Source organism: Mucilaginibacter sp. P25, from assembly GCF_050859465.1.
GTDB classification, from domain to species: domain Bacteria; phylum Bacteroidota; class Bacteroidia; order Sphingobacteriales; family Sphingobacteriaceae; genus Mucilaginibacter; species Mucilaginibacter gossypii.
In genome coordinates, this window is record NZ_CP193937.1 from 1 (window position 1) to 19867 (window position 19867).

The window sequence follows — 19867 nt, forward strand, 5'->3', positions numbered from 1 at the left end:
CCCGATCATATAATGCACTGTTGTAAATTATGGATAATTGCAACCCTCCTGAGGTTTCTACGATATGCAGCGTAAGGTCGAATTTGGAACTCACCGGTCCCGAAGCTTCCATTGTCAGCTTTATATTGGCCAAACTCAATTCCGCAGCGGCCGAGGTATTTTCTAAAACAAACATCACCTGAAATACCGGATTACGGCTCAGATCTCTTTCTACTCCCAATACCTCTACTACTTTCTCAAATGGAACTTCCTGGTGCGCATATGCATCCAGCGTGGTTTGCTTTACCTCCTGGAATAACGCCCTTACAGTCATCCTGGGATCAACATGATTCCGCAAGGCTAATGTATTCGCAAAAAATCCGATCAACCCCTCTATTTCCTGTTGCTGTCTGCCCGCTATTGAACTTCCGATACAGATATCTTCCTGGCCGCTGTAGCGCTGTAATAATATCTTGAATGCGCTTAACAGAACCATATAAAGCGTTAATCCTTCCTTATGGGAAAGGGCAACAAGTTTATTTCGTGTATCCTCATCAATAAAACGGTGTACCATACCTCCGGCAATGCCCTGAACTGCCGGACGGACGTAATCCGTGGGCAGCACCAACGGCTGCAACCCATCCAAGCGCGCCTTCCAGTAACCCAGTTTCAATTCCAGACGGTCTCCGGACAGGTATTCACGCTGCCAGATCGCATAATCCGAATATTGTACAGGAAGCGATGGAAGCTGCGCCGGACGACCGGCTACTGATGAATTATACAACTCCAGAAGTTCCCCTACAAGGATCGGTGTTGACCAGCCGTCTGAGGCTATGTGGTGTAACGTTACAACAAGAATATGTTCCTCTGCTCCTATTCGCAGCAGGTCCCCGCGAAGCTTATGCGACGACGACAGGTCAAAGGGCGACAACGACAACTCTTGGATAAATGATGCGATTTCTTCACTATTCATCCCTGAAATATTATGAATACCCAGATCCCACTGATCCGCTGCCAGGATTCGCTGATAAGCCTGGCCATCTTCGTCCTGCTCTATAACCGCCCGCAAGACCTCATGCCGGTTTACAATTGTCCGAAGTGAATCCGCTAAAAAATCTATATTCACCGCCCCTCGTAAACGAAGCGCATTCGATGAATGGTACTGGATACTCCCGCCCAACTGGTCTATGAACCATAAACGCTCCTGGCTATACGATAACGGAATACGCACTGTACCACCACCTTGAGAACTGATGATAATATTTTGATCGGCTATGGTTGTATTTAGCGATTCGGTTTTCAGAAAATCAATTATCGATGATTTATTTTGCTTAATATCATCCAATAATCGATTATCAATAATATAATCATCAGGTACAATCAATTGAATATTATCATTTTTTAATGAAATACCGACATTCATCTTTGAAGCAAGATGTAGGATTTCAATTATTTTTCTATTGCTCATATTAATTTAAAATCAAGGGCAAGTTGATGGTAACAATTTGCAGAATAAGAAAGGATATTATAATCAGAAAGCAATGAGCTGACCCTACTCAAAACTTATTGAATAAGGAGCCATTGAGAAGGTAAACTTTTAGGTTATAAACGAAGTGTAAACCGCAGAGACTAAAACTAACTTTTACCTAATGATAGTTGGTTAAACATCAATCACCTTAAAGCCGCCAGATTTTGAAATGTGTAATTCAAAGGTTTGTAGTTCGAGGTATTTACTAAGTTCAGAAATTGTAGCGAACATAAATATTGCTTTCATTGGCATAGAAAGGGACAATGCACTTTTTATAGCTGAAATCATCCTGGTCGCCAGCAGCGAATGACCGCCCAGCTCAAAAAAGTTATCATGTACACCTACTCGCTCTACACCCAGCAGCTCCTGCCAGATCTGTGCCAGCTGTTCCTCCAGTTCCGTTACAGGCGCCTCGTAGTTCCCGCGAACCAACGACAGGTCAGGGTCTGGAAGTGAACGGCGGTCCGTCTTCCCGTTCGACGTCAGCGGAAGCGAGGCTAGCTCTACCCACAGCGACGGTACCATATACTCCGGAAGCTTCGACTGTAGGTAAGTACGTAATACTTCCTGGTCATAGCCTTCCCCGGCTACTACATAGCCCACCAGCCGGCGGTTGCCCTGCGCATCTGGCCGTGCAAGCACTACTCCCTGCTGTACACCTGGACACTGCTGAAGGACACTCTCGATCTCTCCCAGCTCGATCCGGTAACCACGGATCTTAACCTGGTCGTCAAGACGCCCCAGGTACTCGATGTTACCGTCTGCCAGCCAGCGGCCCTGGTCGCCTGTCCGGTAAAGACGGCTCCCCCTATCTTTACTGTAAGGGTTCGGCACGAAACGCTCTGAGGTCAGTTCAGGACGGTTCAGGTAACCACGGGCTACTCCTGCTCCTCCGATATAAAGCTCTCCCGGAACCCCTACCGGCTGAACTCGGCCAGCCTTGTCCAATATGTAGATCTCCGTATTTGAGATCGGACGACCGATCGGGATGGTCGTTTCATGAACAGTAGATACACTATAATATATACAGCCAATGCTTGCTTCAGTTGGGCCATAAAGATTTGTTAACCTGATCTCCGGATAAATCTCTTTAAATACGTTAACATCATTTACTTTGATTGACTCTCCACCAATAATTACGTCTTTAATTGTATCTATCCTGCGTAACTCACTAAATTTAAACAACTTATCAAGGAGCACACTAAATAAAGACGGTACAAAATCTATAATCGTAACAGCATTATCGACAATTAAACCAAAGATGTATTCAAAGTTAAGAAGCTCACTTTCAACCGGTATTATAGTCTTGCCTCCATTGATTAACGGCCAGAATAATTGCCAGATTGAACTATCAAAAATATTTTTCGTTGTTTTTAAAACAGAGGCTGCCGAACTTTTTGTAAAATATTGGTTCATCCAAAGAAGCCTGTTGGTTATCCCCTGATTTAATATTTCTACGCCTTTAGGTTGTCCCGTAGAGCCAGAAGTATAAAATACACACATTACAGCATTTTGCTTATTAGTACGGGGAACCTGTGTATTGACTCCGATGAATTCTTTATACGATATTGTCTTAAAGCGGTAGTTTTTTAGACTCAGCTGCATATTATTACTAAGGTCTTCAGATATAAGAATCACAGGAGCACTTAAATCACTCATTATTAATTCCAACCTCTCTACCGGCCAGCTTTCCGATAATGGCACACATATGGCACCTATTTTTAGAACAGCAATAAAACCGACAAGATAATCTATCCCTGTTAATAATAACGGCACATAATCGTTTTCATTAATCCCATCTTCGATAAGCAAAAAGGCCAGCGCATTCGAACGCGCATCAAGCTCCGAGTAACTCAGGCTCTCGCCCTCATAAACTACAGCCACCGATGATCCGCTCAATAACACCTGCGACTCGAACAGGTCTACTACCGTCACGTCGGAAGGATAAACTGTGGCCGTCGAATTGAATTCCTCCACGATCATACCCAGCTCCGGGGCAGACAGCATTTCCAATGTCCCTACCGTTAGCTTTTCCCCGGATACTATTTCCTGAAGTACCTTCTCAAAGTGGCCCCGGATATTTTCCATATCCGAATCCGGCAACAGCTCTGTATTGTAATCAAACGCCACAAGGATCTCGCCCTGGGAGATGATCGTAATCCCCAGCGGATAATTACTATGTTCTTCCGCCTTCAGCCCCTCTACCCGGAGCCCGGATCCTGATGATCCCACCACACTGCTCACCGGATAGTTCTCAAACACCAGCAGGCTGTCAAACATGTCACCTGCGATGCCTGACCACTTCTGAATACTGCTCAGCGGGGTATACTGGTATTCCAGGCTCTGAAGCTGTCCTGACTGGATCCCCTGTAACCATTCTGCTATGCCCTTGTCCTCCTCCAGTACCGAATGCAGCGGGATCGTATTGATATACATCCCTACACGCTCCTCGATCCCTCCAAGGTCATCCGGACGCCCCGATACCGTAACTCCATAACTTATATGAGGATTGCCGGTATAACGGTGCAATAAATATGACCATACCCCCTGCATCAGCGTATTCACCGTGATCCGGTGCCCCTGCGTATAACGCTCGATCTGGCGTGAGGTCGAGGCATCCAGCAACAGCTCCTTGCGCTTATACAATCCTCCGCGGTTGCGCTCCTGCGAGCCCCGGGATATAAACGGAAGTAAGGTGCCACCTTCCAGCCCCGATACATAACCACGCCAGTAAGTCTCTGCACTTGCACTATCTATACCTTCAAGGTAACGGATATAGTCCTCATAACGGTCCTCCCGAACTTCCGGTAGCTCCTGCCCTGATAACAGCTGATCATAGCTCTTCAGTAACTCGCCTATCAATATCGAGATCGACCAGCCATCTGTCAAAATATGATGGTGCGTCCAGATCATACGGTAGCGTTCTTCACTCAGACGGATCAGGCTTATACGCATCAGCGGCGCTGATTTAAAGTCTATGCCCTGCTCATAGTCCCTACGACGGTAAGACTCTAATAAATCTTCATGCTCTGAAACCGGCTTTTCACGGTAGTCCAGTAACGTTAATGGCAAACGCACTTCCCGGTGGACACACTGTACCGGGATCTGTAGCTCATCATAATGAAAACTGCTCCGAAGGATGCTGTGCCGGCGGAAAAGATAGTCCCAGCTCGCCTCGAAAAGAGCAACATCCAGGTCCAAAAGGTCGCAGATGAACTGCTCTACATAACCGCTCAGCTCCCCGTTATACAAACCATGGAATAACATCCCCTCCTGTAAGCCGCTTAAACGGTAGAGCTGTTCCAGAGAACCTGTCCCGTACCTTTCACCGATACCCATTACAAACCGGTCCAGTTCACGGTACCCTACCTCCCCGGTCAGGCCATAGTCCGACGGCGTTGATATGCTACCCTGTTTGCCCTGGAATACACAATGAGAGATCAGTGACTCCAGGTGGCCTATATACAAGCCCGCCTGTTCCGCGATCGTACTTTCATCATAATGATGGCTGCTGTAACTCCACGTCAGGGAAAGCTCCCCGCCCTGGATCATACCGTTGATCACCAGCTTTTCTGATATCGAATGGGATGCCCCTGTCGTTTGCCCGGAACTCTCCGGTGCCCCGCTTAACCAGGAGCCCGATGCTACCACGTTATCCAGCTGCCCCAGGTAGTTGAACACTACATCCAGGCCTTCAGTTCCCATCAGCTCCTCTGCCTTCACGATATACTTCAATACCCCGTATCCCATACCCTTATCAGGGATCTCACGCAACTGCTCCTTGATAACCCTGATCTCGTCCGATATCGTTTCACAGCCCGACAGGTCCAGCTGTACCGGGTACAGGCTCGTAAACCAACCTACCGTGCGGCTCGTATCTATATCTTCATGAAGCGACTCCCGACCGTGGCCCTCCAGCCCGATCACGATATTACTGCTCCCTGACCACGATGTTAGCGTCTTTCCTAAGGCACATAACAACAGATCATTGATCTCCGTATGATAAACACGGGGCACTTCCTGTAATAATAACTGCGTTTGCTTTACTGCTAAACGAACCGTATGGCTCCGCATCGAGCCCTCGCTGACAACGCCCTGATAGGAACGGTCGCTTAACAATGACTTATGTCCTGACAATACCCCCTGCCAGTAAGAGCGCTGCGACTGTACACGGGAACTCTCCCCGTAACGTACTAAACTCGAATACCACTGACGGTACGATGCACCCTTCTCTCCTAGATCCGATTTACGGCCTGACAGCAACTGATCCAGATCGCTCAGCAGGATACGCCACGATACACCGTCTATTGCCAGGTGGTGAACCACAAGCAACAAGCGGTTATGGCTCTCCCATTCCGGGGTACGGAAAAGAACTGCCCGCATAAGGTCCCCTTCCTCTATATCCAGCTGCTGCTGGTAACTGTTACTGATATCCTGAACAACTACCCGGAATAACTCCGGCAACGTGTTGATATCTTCCGTATATAACGACTGACCTGGTAAGCCTCCGTAATATTGCTGCCAACCTGACCCATCCTTCACGTACCTGAAACGTAAGCTGTCATGACGCTCCTGTAAGTAAACTATGCTCTGCTCTAATTCCGATGCCCCGATCCGCTTATCTATACGAAGCAATACGCTCTGGTTAAAATGTGATATCGAAGAACCCCCGCCTTCAAGGTACCATTCCTGGATCGGTAACAGGCCGCTCGGCCCTTCAAGAACACCCGATTCCCCTGAAAATAACGTATGGCCCCGGCCCGATAATATCTCTGAACCCAGCCCCCGGATCGTTTGCAATCGGAAGATGTCCTTCACCTGAACATGATAGCCCAGGCGCTTGATCCGGCTTACTAACTGGATACTGATGATCGAGTCCCCGCCCAGCTCAAAGAAGTTATCATGTACACCTACTCGCTCTACGCCCAGCAGCTCCTGCCAGATCTGTGCCAGCTGTTCCTCCAGCTCCGTTACAGGCGCCTCGTAGTTCCCGCGAACCAACGACAGGTCAGGGTCTGGAAGTGAACGGCGGTCCGTCTTCCCGTTCGACGTCAGCGGAAGCGAGGCTAGCTCTACCCACAGCGACGGTACCATATACTCCGGAAGCTTCGACTGTAGGTAAGTACGTAATACTTCCTGGTCATAGCCTTCCCCGGCTACTACATAGCCCACCAGCCGGCGGTTGCCCTGCGCATCTGGCCGTGCAAGCACTACTCCCTGCTGTACACCCGGACACTGCTGAAGGACACTCTCGATCTCTCCCAGCTCGATCCGGTAACCACGGATCTTAACCTGGTCGTCAAGACGCCCTCGAAATTCAAGCATACCTGAATTTGTCCAGCAACCCTGATCACCTGTCCGGTAAAGACGGCTCCCCCTATCTTTACTGTAGGGGTTCGGCACGAAACGCTCTGAGGTCAGTTCAGGACGGTTCAGGTAACCACGGGCTACTCCCGCTCCCCCGATATAAAGCTCTCCCGGAACCCCTACAGGTAATAGCTCTTGATGTCTTCCTAGTATATAAATCGCACTCCCTCCTATAGGACGACCTATTGTTGATCCTTTACTATCGGGGGCAACTGATCCTGGTGCATATTGAAGATCAGTACAAAATATGGTACCTTCCGTTGGCCCATAAGTCACCGTAATTATTGCCGATTCAAACAAACCTGACAATTGGTTCAATAAATCATCGGCTATGTAATCTCCCCCTATAAACAACCTTTTTAAACCCGTAAACCAAGATGACAAATCATATTCTATAATATGATCAACCAATAATCTGTAAAAACCGGGAACCGTATCTATAACTGTTACATCTTTTAATAGCGATACCAATGCTCCCGTATTTCGCAGTTGAGCTTCATCTATTACTATAATTGTACCCCCAAATAATAAAGGCATTAATAACTGGAACATAGATATATCAAATGCATTGGAGGCCATAAAAGGCATAATAACGGCCCCCTCTATTCCATATACACTTCTGACATAGCTACAAAAATGATTCAAGCTTCCATGCGTTACAACGACACCTTTTGGCTTTCCGGTAGAACCTGAAGTGTAAATAATATACGCCTCATCTTCTGCACCTATTAATAAATCTCCTTTAATCCCTTTTGAATAACCCGCTGATAGGTTTAGCAAATCTGATAGCACTATAAAGATGCCTTCCTGCCGGAATTGCATGAGTTCAACCTGTTCTCTCTCCGTTATTACCAATGATGGTTGTACATCTTCCAGTATAAAACGGATTCTTTCTTCCGGATAATTAATATCCACCGGAATATAGACAAAACCATTCGTTAACAAACTCAACATACAAACCGGCATCAGCTCCGACCGGTTTATAAGTACCACCACACGGCTGCCCTTACAAATCCCTAACTCCTCAAGAATATATTGACCGATATCACTACTTAACGACAACAGAGACTCATAGCTGATCGTATTCTCATTATGAACTATTGCACGGCTTGAACCCTTCGATAATAAATTAATGTTTAAACTATCAATCAGTGAAAAACTATTTATATGATCATCCGAAATACTAACTGTGGCCGTCGAATTGAATTCCTCCACGATCATACCCAGCTCCGGGGCAGACAGCATTTCCAATGTCCCTACCGTTAGCTTTTCCCCGGATACTATTTCCTGAAGTACCTTCTCAAAGTGGCCCCGGATATTTTCCATATCCGAATCCGGCAACAGCTCTGTATTGTAATCAAACGTCACACGGATCTCGGCAGACGATACTACTAAAATATTTAACAGGTAATTACTATGTTCTTCCGTCTTCAGCCCCTCTACCCGGAGCCCGGATCCTGATGATCCCACCACACTGCTCACCGGATAGTTCTCAAACACCAGCAGGCTGTCAAACATGTCACCTGCGATGCCTGACCACTTCTGAATACTGCTCAGCGGGGTATACTGGTATTCCAGGCTCTGAAGCTGTCCTGACTGGATCCCCTGTAACCATTCTGCTATGCCCTTGTCCTCCTCCAGTACCGAATGCAGCGGGATCGTATTGATATACATCCCTACACGCTCCTCGATCCCTCCAAGGTCATCCGGACGCCCCGATACCGTAACTCCATAACTTATATGAGGATTGCCGGTATAACGGTGCAATAAATATGACCATACCCCCTGCATCAGCGTATTCACCGTGATCCGGTGCCCCTGCGTATAACGCTCGATCTGGCGTGAGGTCGAGGCATCCAGCAACAGCTCCTTGCGCTTATACAATCCTCCGCGGTTGCGCTCCTGCGAGCCCCGGGATATAAACGGAAGTAAGGTGCCACCTTCCAGCCCCGATACATAACCACGCCAGTAAGTCTCTGCACTTGCACTATCTATACCTTCAAGGTAACGGATATAGTCCTCATAACGGTCCTCCCGAACTTCCGGTAGCTCCTGCCCTGATAACAGCTGATCATAGCTCTTCAGTAACTCGCCTATCAATATCGAGATCGACCAGCCATCTGTCAAAATATGATGGTGCGTCCAGATCATACGGTAGCGTTCTTCACTCAGACGGATCAGGCTTATACGCATCAGCGGCGCTGATTTAAAGTCTATGCCCTGCTCATAGTCCCTACGACGGTAAGACTCTAATAAATCTTCATGCTCTGAAACCGGCTTTTCACGGTAGTCCAGTAACGTTAATGGCAAACGCACTTCCCGGTGGACACACTGTACCGGGATCTGTAGCTCATCATAATGAAAACTGCTCCGAAGGATGCTGTGCCGGCGGAAAAGATAGTCCCAGCTCGCCTCGAAAAGAGCAACATCCAGGTCCAAAAGGTCGCAGATGAACTGCTCTACATAACCGCTCAGCTCCCCGTTATACAAACCATGGAATAACATCCCCTCCTGTAAGCCGCTTAAACGGTAGAGCTGTTCCAGAGAACCTGTCCCGTACCTTTCACCGATACCCATTACAAACCGGTCCAGTTCACGGTACCCTACCTCCCCGGTCAGGCCATAGTCCGACGGCGTTGATATGCTACCCTGTTTGCCCTGGAATACACAATGAGAGATCAGTGACTCCAGGTGGCCTATATACAAGCCCGCCTGTTCCGCGATCGTACTTTCATCATAATGATGGCTGCTGTAACTCCACGTCAGGGAAAGCTCCCCGCCCTGGATCATACCGTTGATCACCAGCTTTTCTGATATCGAATGGGATGCCCCTGTCGTTTGCCCGGAACTCTCCGGTGCCCCGCTTAACCAGGAGCCCGATGCTACCACGTTATCCAGCTGCCCCAGGTAGTTGAACACTACATCCAGGCCTTCAGTTCCCATCAGCTCCTCTGCCTTCACGATATACTTCAATACCCCGTATCCCATACCCTTATCAGGGATCTCACGCAACTGCTCCTTGATAACCCTGATCTCGTCCGATATCGTTTCACAGCCCGACAGGTCCAGCTGTACCGGGTACAGGCTCGTAAACCAACCTACCGTGCGGCTCGTATCTATATCTTCATGAAGCGACTCCCGACCGTGGCCCTCCAGCCCGATCACGATATTACTGCTCCCTGACCACGATGTTAGCGTCTTTCCTAAGGCACATAACAACAGATCATTGATCTCCGTATGATAAACACGGGGCACTTCCTGTAATAATAACTGCGTTTGCTTTACTGCTAAACGAACCGTATGGCTCCGCATCGAGCCCTCGCTGACAACGCCCTGATAGGAACGGTCGCTTAACAATGACTTATGTCCTGACAATACCCCCTGCCAGTAAGAGCGCTGCGACTGTACACGGGAACTCTCCCCGTAACGTACTAAACTCGAATACCACTGACGGTACGATGCACCCTTCTCTCCTAGATCCGATTTACGGCCTGACAGCAACTGATCCAGATCGCTCAGCAGGATACGCCACGATACACCGTCTATTGCCAGGTGGTGAACCACAAGCAACAAGCGGTTATGGCTCTCCCATTCCGGGGTACGGAAAAGAACTGCCCGCATAAGGTCCCCTTCCTCTATATCCAGCTGCTGCTGGTAACTGTTACTGATATCCTGAACAACTACCCGGAATAACTCCGGCAACGTGTTGATATCTTCCGTATATAACGACTGACCTGGTAAGCCTCCGTAATATTGCTGCCAACCTGACCCATCCTTCACGTACCTGAAACGTAAGCTGTCATGACGCTCCTGTAAGTAAACTATGCTCTGCTCTAATTCCGATGCCCCGATCCGCTTATCTATACGAAGCAATACGCTCTGGTTAAAATGTGATATCGAAGAACCCCCGCCTTCAAGGTACCATTCCTGGATCGGTAACAGGCCGCTCGGCCCTTCAAGAACACCCGATTCCCCTGAAAATAACGTATGGCCCCGGCCCGATAATATCTCTGAACCCAGCCCCCGGATCGTTTGCAATCGGAAGATGTCCTTCACCTGAACATGATAGCCCAACAGCATCAGACGGCTTACTAACTGGATACTGATGATCGAGTCCCCGCCCAGCTCAAAGAAGTTATCATGTACACCTACTCGCTCTACGCCCAGCAGCTCCTGCCAGATCTGTGCCAGCTGTTCCTCCAGTTCCGTTACAGGGGCCTCGTAGTTCCCGCGAACCAACGACAGGTCAGGGTCTGGAAGTGAACGGCGGTCCGTCTTCCCGTTCGACGTCAGCGGAAGCGAGGCTAGCTCTACCCACAGCGACGGTACCATATACTCCGGAAGCTTCGACTGTAGGTAAGTACGTAATACTTCCTGGTCATAGCCTTCCCCGGCTACTACATAGCCCACCAGCCGGCGGTTGCCCTGCGCATCTGGCCGTGCAAGCACTACTCCCTGCTGTACACCCGGACACTGCTGAAGGACACTCTCGATCTCTCCCAGCTCGATCCGGTAACCACGGATCTTAACCTGGTCGTCAAGACGCCCCAGGTACTCGATGTTACCGTCTGCCAGCCAGCGGCCCTGGTCGCCTGTCCGGTAAAGACGGCTCCCCCTATCTTTACTGTAGGGGTTCGGCACAAAACGCTCTGAGGTCAGTTCAGGACGGTTCAGGTAACCACGGGCTACTCCCGCTCCCCCGATATAAAGCTCTCCCGGAACCCCTACAGGCTGAACTCGGCCAGCCTTGTCCAATATGTAGATCTCCGTATTTGAGATCGGACGACCGATCGGGATGGTCGTTTCATGAACAGTATCATTGTCCGCGATCTTATACGTTGTGCTGCCAACTGTCGACTCTGTCGGACCGTATTCATTAATGATCTCAAGGCCTGGATTGATTCTTTTTAATATCGCTATGTGACGGCTTTGTAATTCCTCACCCCCACAATTACAGTCTTAAGATTTGTCGACCTGATATCCAGCTCTGCCAGTAAGTTAATATGAGAGGGTGTCAGCTTGATGATCTCTAATCCCCCATTATCCTCCAGGTAAGATTTCAAAACGGAAGAAAGATCTGCGGAAGGTTCATAAAAACGCATAAAACTCCCGCTTAATAGCGGCGAAAAAATACTCGTAACAGTCAGGTCAAAAGACAACGATGTAAATAAACCGTAATTGTGGACTGTTGTACCATAATTGTTTATCGACCAGTTTATATAATTGAGTACTGACCGGTGCTCAACCATCACACCTTTAGGGGTGCCCGTTGAGCCCGAGGTATAGATCACATACGCCAGGTGTGTTGGCTGCAATGACCGCTCTACCGGCAACGATCCGTAAGATGCGATCTTCGCCCAGTCACGGTCCAGTTCCACAACTTCCGCCTCCGTTACCATGGACAGTCCTGCGCTGACACGGCTGCTGCTCAGCAGGAGCCGGCTGCCGGTATCCTCAAGCATGTATGCGATCCGGTCCTGAGGATAATCCGGGTCGATCGGTACATAGGCTCCGCCTGCCTTCAGGATCCCCAGAAGTCCGACGATCATCTCCAGGCTTCGGTCTATACAGATCCCAACCAGCGTATCTTCACGAACTCCCCGAGAACGGAGGTAATGCCCCAGCGCATTCGAACGCGCATCAAGCTCCGAGTAACTCAGGCTCTCGCCCTCATAAACTACAGCCACCGATGATCCGCTCAATAACACCTGCGACTCGAACAGGTCTACTACCGTCACGTCGGAAGGATAAACTGTGGCCGTCGAATTGAATTCCTCCACGATCATACCCAGCTCTGATTCAGGGAGCAATTCCAAATCACCAATTCTTTCATTCAACATTGAAGGAAATTGTTCAAGAATATGGATGATCCTGTGCGTTAGAAGTTTTACTTCTTCAAAAGAAAAATAATCATCTTGAAAGCCAACACGTAAGCGTAAAGGTTGCAGAGTTCCATAATCACGCCACCCGAATTGTAATGGTTTGTTATCGAACTCGCTTGACAGATCAATTGAAACAGCATTTATCTCCGGTCCAAAATCTAATTCAAAGTCTAAATGTTCATAATTAACGAAAACTTCAATAAAATTTTTAATATCGTTAATGCGATTCTGATCTCGGATAATATCTCCGAATAAATAGGTTTGATTGCGGTAATCACTTTTTTGAGCATTTGAAATATTGCGTAAAAGATCAATTAATAACGAATCTTCTTTAAAAACTCCTTTAAATGGCAATATTCCGGCAAACATACCAACCATCTTCCTAATGTCCCGGGAACGACGTTTATGAACAGAAACACCAAAGATAAACTCAGAAAAGTCAGTAGTTTTTCCCCAATAAAGGATTAAAGCAGCAAAAGTTAACTGTAATAGGCTGGATTTCGTTTCGATGGCCAGTCGATTTAGTTCACTCCGCTGGGTATTTGATAAAAAATAGACAAATAAGTCACTTTTACGTTTTGAACAGTCTCCAAGCCTCTGCCTTTTTAAGACCTTATTCTTGGCAGACGTAGACAATTTCTCTTTCCAATAATCACCTTCTGATTGAAACATTGGGGAAGAAAAAAACTGAGAAGCTCTCTTAACTTCCTGCACGTAAGAAGGATATTCAAAAATATCTAGGGTTCCATTAACCAAGGACAGATATTTTTTTGAAATGTAATCGAACAATATGGTAAAACCGAATCCATCAATAATTAAATGATGTATTCTGATATAAAACCAATACTCCCCTTCTGAAATTTTAAGCAATGCTTGTTCAAAAAGCATAGGCTCATGATTGATATCAAAAGGAGTATTAAATCGGCACTGCGCCCAATTTGTGGCCGCTTCGGCAGGGTCTGCTTGTCCCGAAAAATCCTCTTCAGCGATATCAAATACACAAAACGCTGAATCCAGTGAAAATCCTGCGGTATCTGTACCGGAATCAGTAAATCTCATCTGGAAAGCATCGAAAACTGAAGGAACGGATTTTGCGGCTTCTTTGAAGTATTCCTTATTGAGTTTGCCTTTTAGCTTAATAAATCCCCCTATATTATAATGAGGACTATTTAAATTTATAGTTTGATCAAAAAAAACATCCAATTGAGCAGGATGTAGATTAATAAATTCGCTCAGCATTTATGATGAATTGAAGTAAAACTTGAAATATTGAAGTATAACCCCCGTAACTAACTATCAACTTCAGCCGCTTTATAAAGAATTTCCTTCTCACCATATAATCTTTCGGCAATCAAATCTCTATCATGGCATTGCTTAATTAACTGGTTAGATTGAACGATAGGATTTGATTCATCGGTGTATTTCACACTGCTGATAAATTCCAGCCACGGCTCTTGTCCCATTGCATATACGTAGACCTCTTTGGGTTGAAAAATATTTATGATTTTCATACCTTCATCGCAATTAGAACCAGCCAGCCTTCTACTGTTATCCTGATCTCGCGACATCTTTTTGGTTATCAATGGGCCATATAACCAGGATAATGGCGCGCCATCACATTCCATTCCCAAAAACAGTACATCTACATCGCCAATTTCTCTGTGAATATTTTCGTAAAGTACACTGTCTACAATTCGGGAATCTGCTAAAAACAATAATTTGAAACCACCAATATTTAATAAAAAGCATGCTTTAGTAAGGATGTTCAAATCACTATGCTCTCCGATGAATGGAAGACCTGTTATAGTAGCATCATCAAATTCTATAGTCTCCATTTCATGGATTCGACTTACATTTTTAAATCCAATATTATCAAACATCAGTTTGAGGTCGGGATCTTCAAGCTTTCCACTGTTTGACGTCGGGACAACAATTCTTTTTATCCTGTGTCTTAGTGGCAATAAAGTTTCCAACAAAATATGATCTTGATGATTATGAGTAATCAGAACATAATCTATGGTATCGGGCAAGTCCTCAAATGAAAAATGTTCGATCTCCGACGGATAGCCATAGTAACTAATTAGAGGGTCAACGAGCACACTTAATCCGGCCGTTTCAATTAATATACATGCATGACCGAAGTACCTCATTCTTATAGCGTCTCCTTCATAGTTACCATACTTGGCGGGTGGCTGATCTGTAAAAAAACTATCAAAAATTAAATCTTCAGAATCGGGCAAATTCAACAAACTCTTAATATAGTTTATCGGCTGAGGTACTTTTTTCATCCTGGCCAATTCATCTATTCCATTGTGATCAAAAGGCAAATTCAAATGAATTACATCTTTATCATTCAACCGCGGCGTGCTTAAGCAAAACGGACGCTCATCGTTATTAGTGACCCACAATGCAATGTTTTGAATACTCTTTTTGTAAAATGGACTTTTATATAATAGCGCTTCATAAAAGCGAAATCCGGCATTGTTGTTCCTGTCATAATATAATTCAACATAGCCTTTCAACAGCGGCGGAACTTTCTTGTATAATTCTTCCATTCCGAATCCCTTTGCATCAGAAAGCAACAACTTGTCAAGCTGTTTTATCGCGTTTGCAAAATCGATTAAAAGTTTGTGGTCATTTGATGTTACATTTTTTAAAGCTCTGACCTCCTCTATTCTTATTTCCGGGATATCCATAAACGGTCCCCCACGCATCTTTGGATTAAGCACGGCCTGTGCGTGTATTTCCGGGGCATCGAGAAACGATTCGATGATTGCCAAATGCCTCTCCAAAATATTCATAGCGGCTGTAGCAGGTGAAACAAGATGGCTCCAGGCATACCATTTATCAACCAATGGCTCAAATACAACATTAGATTTGAGATAAACTTTGTTTTCACTCATGTTATTTATACAAAATGATTTTTGAGAAAATTTCGATCATCTTTTTAGGATGATTAGTAATAAAAAAATGGCCACCAGAAATCTTTTTAAAAGTAATGGGATAAGAAGTTTCCTGCTTCCAGGCATATATTTCCTCAGGCTCCAATTCCTCCTCGGTGCCTGTGATTATCGTAATTGGGATGTCAATTGGCGCTGTTGGGTGATATTCAAACGTTTCACTGGCCTGAAAATCCGCTCTAAGTATAGGCTCAAGGAGTTCGAGAAGCTCTTGATTTTCAAGAACTTCTTTAGAATCAACATTCAATTTTACTATTTCCTCAATAAATTCTCTTTTTCCCAGCAGGTGCTTGTTTTTTTGTCTACGCTTGGGACTTGAAGGCCCCGAGGTACCTGAAATAAATAAATGTACCGGCGGACATAGTTTTGAGTTCAATATCTTTTTCGCGAGTAGATACGCCAATAATCCCCCCATACTATGGCCATAAATCACATATTTATTTGCATGACTTATGTTAGTTAATTGAACAAATAAATCTTCCACTAAAAGATTTATATCTACTATCAGTGGCTCATCCAGCCGCATACCTCTTCCCGGATATTCTAAAGTAATTAAGTTTATACCCGGGGAACTAGAATTACTAAAATTACGGTATGAGTATCTATTCCCTCCCGCAAAAGGGAGACAAATCAAATTATAATTTTGCATGTAAATTAATTTTGAGCGGTATCGACATTGACCATCAGATCGCTGATAACTTTGCCGTCACTAAATTTAATGAGGCGGTCAGCATGGTCAAAAGAATCATCATCGTGGGAAATGACGATAATTGTCTTTCCTAAATCTTTAATCAGACGTAGCCAACGGCTATAGAAGGAATTTCTGTTAAACGGGTCCTGCTCTGCCGCCCATTCGTCAAGGACAATAATCTGTCGATCACTTAATAGCGCCAACAAAAGTGCTACTCTTTTTTGTTGTCCACGGGAAAGTTTCGTATCATAATGATTTTTCGCAGAATCAATTCTTAAAAGTGCTCTAACATTTATTGCATCTTTAAAAAATTCTAACAAAGCGTTATTATCAGTTAAATCAAATTCATCATAATTATGTTTAAATAAGTGATGATCTGAGAAAACTGCGTCTACTTGCTCTCTAAACCAATTGATTTGCTCAAAAGGAATTTCCTCATCATTGATAAAGACTTTTCCGCTTTTGGGCCTGTAAAGTCCCGTCAATATGTTTATAAAGGTTGTTTTGCCACTACCGTTGCCGCCTGTTAAAAATATCACCTCGTTTGCATTAATCCGCAAATCTTTTATTTCAACCGAAAAGCCTTGATCCTGAATCTCGTCGTATTTATATACAATATTTTCAAATCTTATCGAAGAAAATTTAAATGAATCAGAACGGACTTCAGACTTACTTGATTGATCCCTTTCAAGTTGCAGCTGAAAATCGTCTATACGCGCGGTTGATATTTGTACCCTAGTGAAAAAGGGGAATATATTAACCAATGTAGAGACGGGCCCCATAATAAACAATATGGTTGTAATAAAAGTTCCTACCTCTTCTCGTCCTAAGGTCAAAGAATGCTGGAAGGAGAAATATTATGATTCCCAAAAGAATATACCAACTGTAAGCGCCAAACAACTGATTAACAATATATTTCCTTGACGCTTTGATATTCAAATCTTTTGCCTTCTTTCTATTCGCGAGTAGGTAATTGTTAAACAAATTATTATTACGTTTTTGGGAAAGTTTAATTTGTTTGAATCCGTCGATCAATTCCCTAAGGTAAACGAAATAGCTATCCTGAATATTTCTTACCTCGTTAAGATAAACGGCGACCTTTTTATTTCTAAACAGGAATACAGCCAATAGAATTAGAATGAAAAGAAAAATAGTAAGGCCAGCAACTGGCGAAATATAAAAAAGGTATAGCAATGAACACGAAACTGTCATACTAGAATTGATAAAGATTATCAGTACCTCAGGAACTCTGCCTATAACACTGACATCACTTATTATAGCATACAATTTCTCTTTCCCTAACTTTTCAAAAGAATTAAAAGACGCATTTCTTATCTTCTGCAAGATGTCTATCTCCAAATCAAACATTATATTATTGGTCAACTCAGCCATATAATTCTGAAAGAAAATAGTGCTTACAAATGAAACGACTATAGAAAACAAAAAGACAGAATAACCGCTTAGCCCTAAAAAAATCGGAGTTTTTCCCGCAATTACAGTATTTACAATAAATAGAATGCCTAAGCTAGTTATTGAACTGATAAGACTTAAAACACTTAAAATCAAGTAAAAGTATTTAGATCTTCTACTCAACAATTTAAAAAGGTTCATATTAGATATTAGGGATAATAAGTGGTCGAAAACTTATTATGGTTTCAGAAAGGAATTCTGAAATACTAGAAGAATAGAACATGTTTGAGGATTAATTTGTCTCATTTGTTCCGTAAAACACTTTTTATGTTTTTGGGTTACCAGTTTTCATAATTTCAAGTTCTTCAGCTTTTTTAAGGATATTAATATTGTTTATGGCAAATCCATTATATCCATTTACTCGCTGAACGATTTCGTAAAAGAAAAAAGGCCTGTCACTTATGGGCTTAATGAATTTCTGAAGGAGATAAGTATCTTCTTCTTTGTCGATTAAAATGCCTCCATTCTCCAATTCATCAATATTGATTTCCTCAAATTCTTTCTTGGTTCTTAACAATTCATAATAGGACGGCGGAAATTTGACAAATTCTACACCATTACTTGTCAATTGGTTGATTGCCTCCATTATGTTATCGGTAGAAAACGCCAGGTGATGTACACCGGGGCCGTATGTGTCAATATTTTTTTGAACTCTCGATTCTTTCAAATATGACTCGGGCTCAGCCAATACCATCGTTAAATTTTTATCAAATGATTGATTTACCCTTAATGTCATCCCTGTTTTATTTTCCTCACTAGTTTCAAATGCCTGGGCTAAGTTTATGTCTAATATTTTTGACAAGTGCTCTGACCAGCTCCTGCTTTCATTTATTCTAAGTTCGCTTGCGATATGGTCTATACTTTTTAATAAAGAGGCATTTTTAGTTGATGGTTGATTGTATAACTTAAATCCGGGTTTAAAAGGTCCCTGGTATTTCGAGCGATCAATGAACATTATTTCACAACTGTCAAAAAGCTTAATAGTCGCATCTTCAACGTAGCCAAATTCATCTTCCCGTTTTTGAGGCATTTTGATTGGGATTGCGCCACGTCCAATACAATCGGAGAAAACCTGAGGCACATCTTCTGCCACCAACGCAATCCTTTTTACACCACAATAATTTTGATTGATAAATGAAGTGACTTCACCGTTGCCTGCGTTGTTCCTGGTAGGAAACGAAGATGTCAGAACAAGCGTTATATCATTGCTTTTAATAACAAAACTAGAGTTTCCTAGGTTTCCGGATTCGGAATCAGAGAAAGCTAAATACTCAAAACCGAGAGCCTGGCAATGCCAGTAAGCCAGTATTTTCGCCAATGGAGTGTATATCTCCACATAGTCAATTTTGTATTCCTCTAAAATGTGATTTTTCATACTATAAATTAGTTTACCATTTCAATAATTGTGTTTTTTATAGTGCTTTCGACTTTATATTTTAAGTAAAAAGACAATTGGCGAATGCCAAGCTCTATTTCATTTAGTGATAAGTTCGAAAAAGTCAACCTAATTTGATTTTCGCCTCCACCATTGAGGTAGAAGTTTCTCATTGGGCAGAATATAACATTGAATTTACTTGCACTTTCGAAGACTGCTCCGTTATCTACGGAAAAGGGCACATTCATTTTTATAAAAAAGCCTCCATCTGGAATGTTCCAGGAAATATCTGCCGCCCAATTATCAGAATATGCACCGATATATTGATTTAGTTTCGCTATCATCTGGTCTCTTTTTCGTTTGTAGCTTTCAAACTTAGGCTTACTCCAGTCACTCAAACTACAGTTTAAATCCAACAACACGCCACCAAGAATCGCTTGACTTATAGTCGATGTATTATTAGTCAACTGTGCTTTAACCTTAACAAGTTCATCAATTAACTGTATCATTTTGCCGGATTCATTTTCTATCGTTTGGTCTGAACCAATAAGTCCGATTCGTAAACCCGGGAATATTGATTTCGAAAACGATCCAACATATATTACCCGTTTAAAC

At 44.1% G+C, this 19867-nt stretch carries 8 protein-coding genes and 1 pseudogene; all 9 read right to left on the reverse strand.

Annotation, left to right across the window (positions count from 1 at the left end; all coding sequences use genetic code 11):
• Positions 1 to 61: 61 nt before the first annotated feature.
• Positions 62 to 1447, reverse strand: a pseudogene (locus tag ACRQ5D_RS00005) (condensation domain-containing protein); the annotation flags it as partial.
• Between the two features lie 192 nt (positions 1448 to 1639).
• Positions 1640 to 11794 (reverse strand): amino acid adenylation domain-containing protein, encoded by a 10155-nt coding sequence (locus ACRQ5D_RS00010; RefSeq protein WP_432329968.1) that lies wholly within the window; start codon positions 11792 to 11794, stop codon positions 1640 to 1642.
• Positions 11791 to 13995 carry an AMP-binding protein gene (locus ACRQ5D_RS00015; RefSeq protein ID WP_432328227.1) on the reverse strand — a complete coding sequence of 735 codons (2205 nt, stop codon included), beginning with the start codon at positions 13993 to 13995 and terminating at the stop codon, positions 11791 to 11793. The genes ACRQ5D_RS00010 and ACRQ5D_RS00015 overlap by 4 nt, the downstream gene beginning before the upstream one ends.
• A 50-nt stretch (positions 13996 to 14045) precedes the next feature.
• Positions 14046 to 15659 carry an MBL fold metallo-hydrolase gene (locus ACRQ5D_RS00020; protein ID WP_432328229.1) on the reverse strand — a complete coding sequence of 538 codons (1614 nt, stop codon included), beginning with the start codon at positions 15657 to 15659 and terminating at the stop codon, positions 14046 to 14048.
• Position 15660: 1 nt separating this feature from the next.
• Positions 15661 to 16365, reverse strand: coding sequence for a thioesterase II family protein (locus ACRQ5D_RS00025; RefSeq protein WP_432328231.1), 705 nt, complete (start codon positions 16363 to 16365; stop codon positions 15661 to 15663).
• Between the two features lie 5 nt (positions 16366 to 16370).
• On the reverse strand, positions 16371 to 17189 hold the full coding sequence (locus ACRQ5D_RS00030; RefSeq protein WP_432328232.1) for an ATP-binding cassette domain-containing protein: 819 nt from the start codon (positions 17187 to 17189) through the stop codon (positions 16371 to 16373).
• Positions 17164 to 18018, reverse strand: coding sequence for an ABC transporter transmembrane domain-containing protein (locus ACRQ5D_RS00035; protein ID WP_432328233.1), 855 nt, complete (start codon positions 18016 to 18018; stop codon positions 17164 to 17166). The genes ACRQ5D_RS00030 and ACRQ5D_RS00035 overlap by 26 nt, the downstream gene beginning before the upstream one ends.
• 124 nt (positions 18019 to 18142) lie before the next feature.
• Positions 18143 to 19252: a VOC family protein gene (locus ACRQ5D_RS00040; protein ID WP_432328235.1), complete on the reverse strand. Its 1110-nt coding sequence runs from the start codon at positions 19250 to 19252 to the stop codon at positions 18143 to 18145.
• An 8-nt stretch (positions 19253 to 19260) separates the two neighbouring features.
• On the reverse strand, positions 19261 to 19761 hold the full coding sequence (locus tag ACRQ5D_RS00045) for a hypothetical protein (RefSeq protein WP_432328237.1): 501 nt from the start codon (positions 19759 to 19761) through the stop codon (positions 19261 to 19263).
• Positions 19762 to 19867 lie beyond the last annotated feature (106 nt).

What these genes read in the sequence shown, in the direction of transcription:
- ACRQ5D_RS00030 (WP_432328232.1), bottom strand. Translation starts at nt 17,189, where the DNA reads ATGGGGCCCGTCTCTACATTGGTTAATATATTCCCCTTTTTCACTAGG.
- ACRQ5D_RS00045 (WP_432328237.1), bottom strand. Translation starts at nt 19,761, where the DNA reads ATGATACAGTTAATTGATGAACTTGTTAAGGTTAAAGCACAGTTGACT.
- ACRQ5D_RS00020 (WP_432328229.1), bottom strand. Translation starts at nt 15,659, where the DNA reads ATGAGTGAAAACAAAGTTTATCTCAAATCTAATGTTGTATTTGAGCCA.
- ACRQ5D_RS00025 (WP_432328231.1), bottom strand. Translation starts at nt 16,365, where the DNA reads ATGCAAAATTATAATTTGATTTGTCTCCCTTTTGCGGGAGGGAATAGA.
- ACRQ5D_RS00015 (WP_432328227.1), bottom strand. Translation starts at nt 13,995, where the DNA reads ATGCTGAGCGAATTTATTAATCTACATCCTGCTCAATTGGATGTTTTT.
- ACRQ5D_RS00040 (WP_432328235.1), bottom strand. Translation starts at nt 19,252, where the DNA reads ATGAAAAATCACATTTTAGAGGAATACAAAATTGACTATGTGGAGATA.
- ACRQ5D_RS00035 (WP_432328233.1), bottom strand. Translation starts at nt 18,018, where the DNA reads ATGAACCTTTTTAAATTGTTGAGTAGAAGATCTAAATACTTTTACTTG.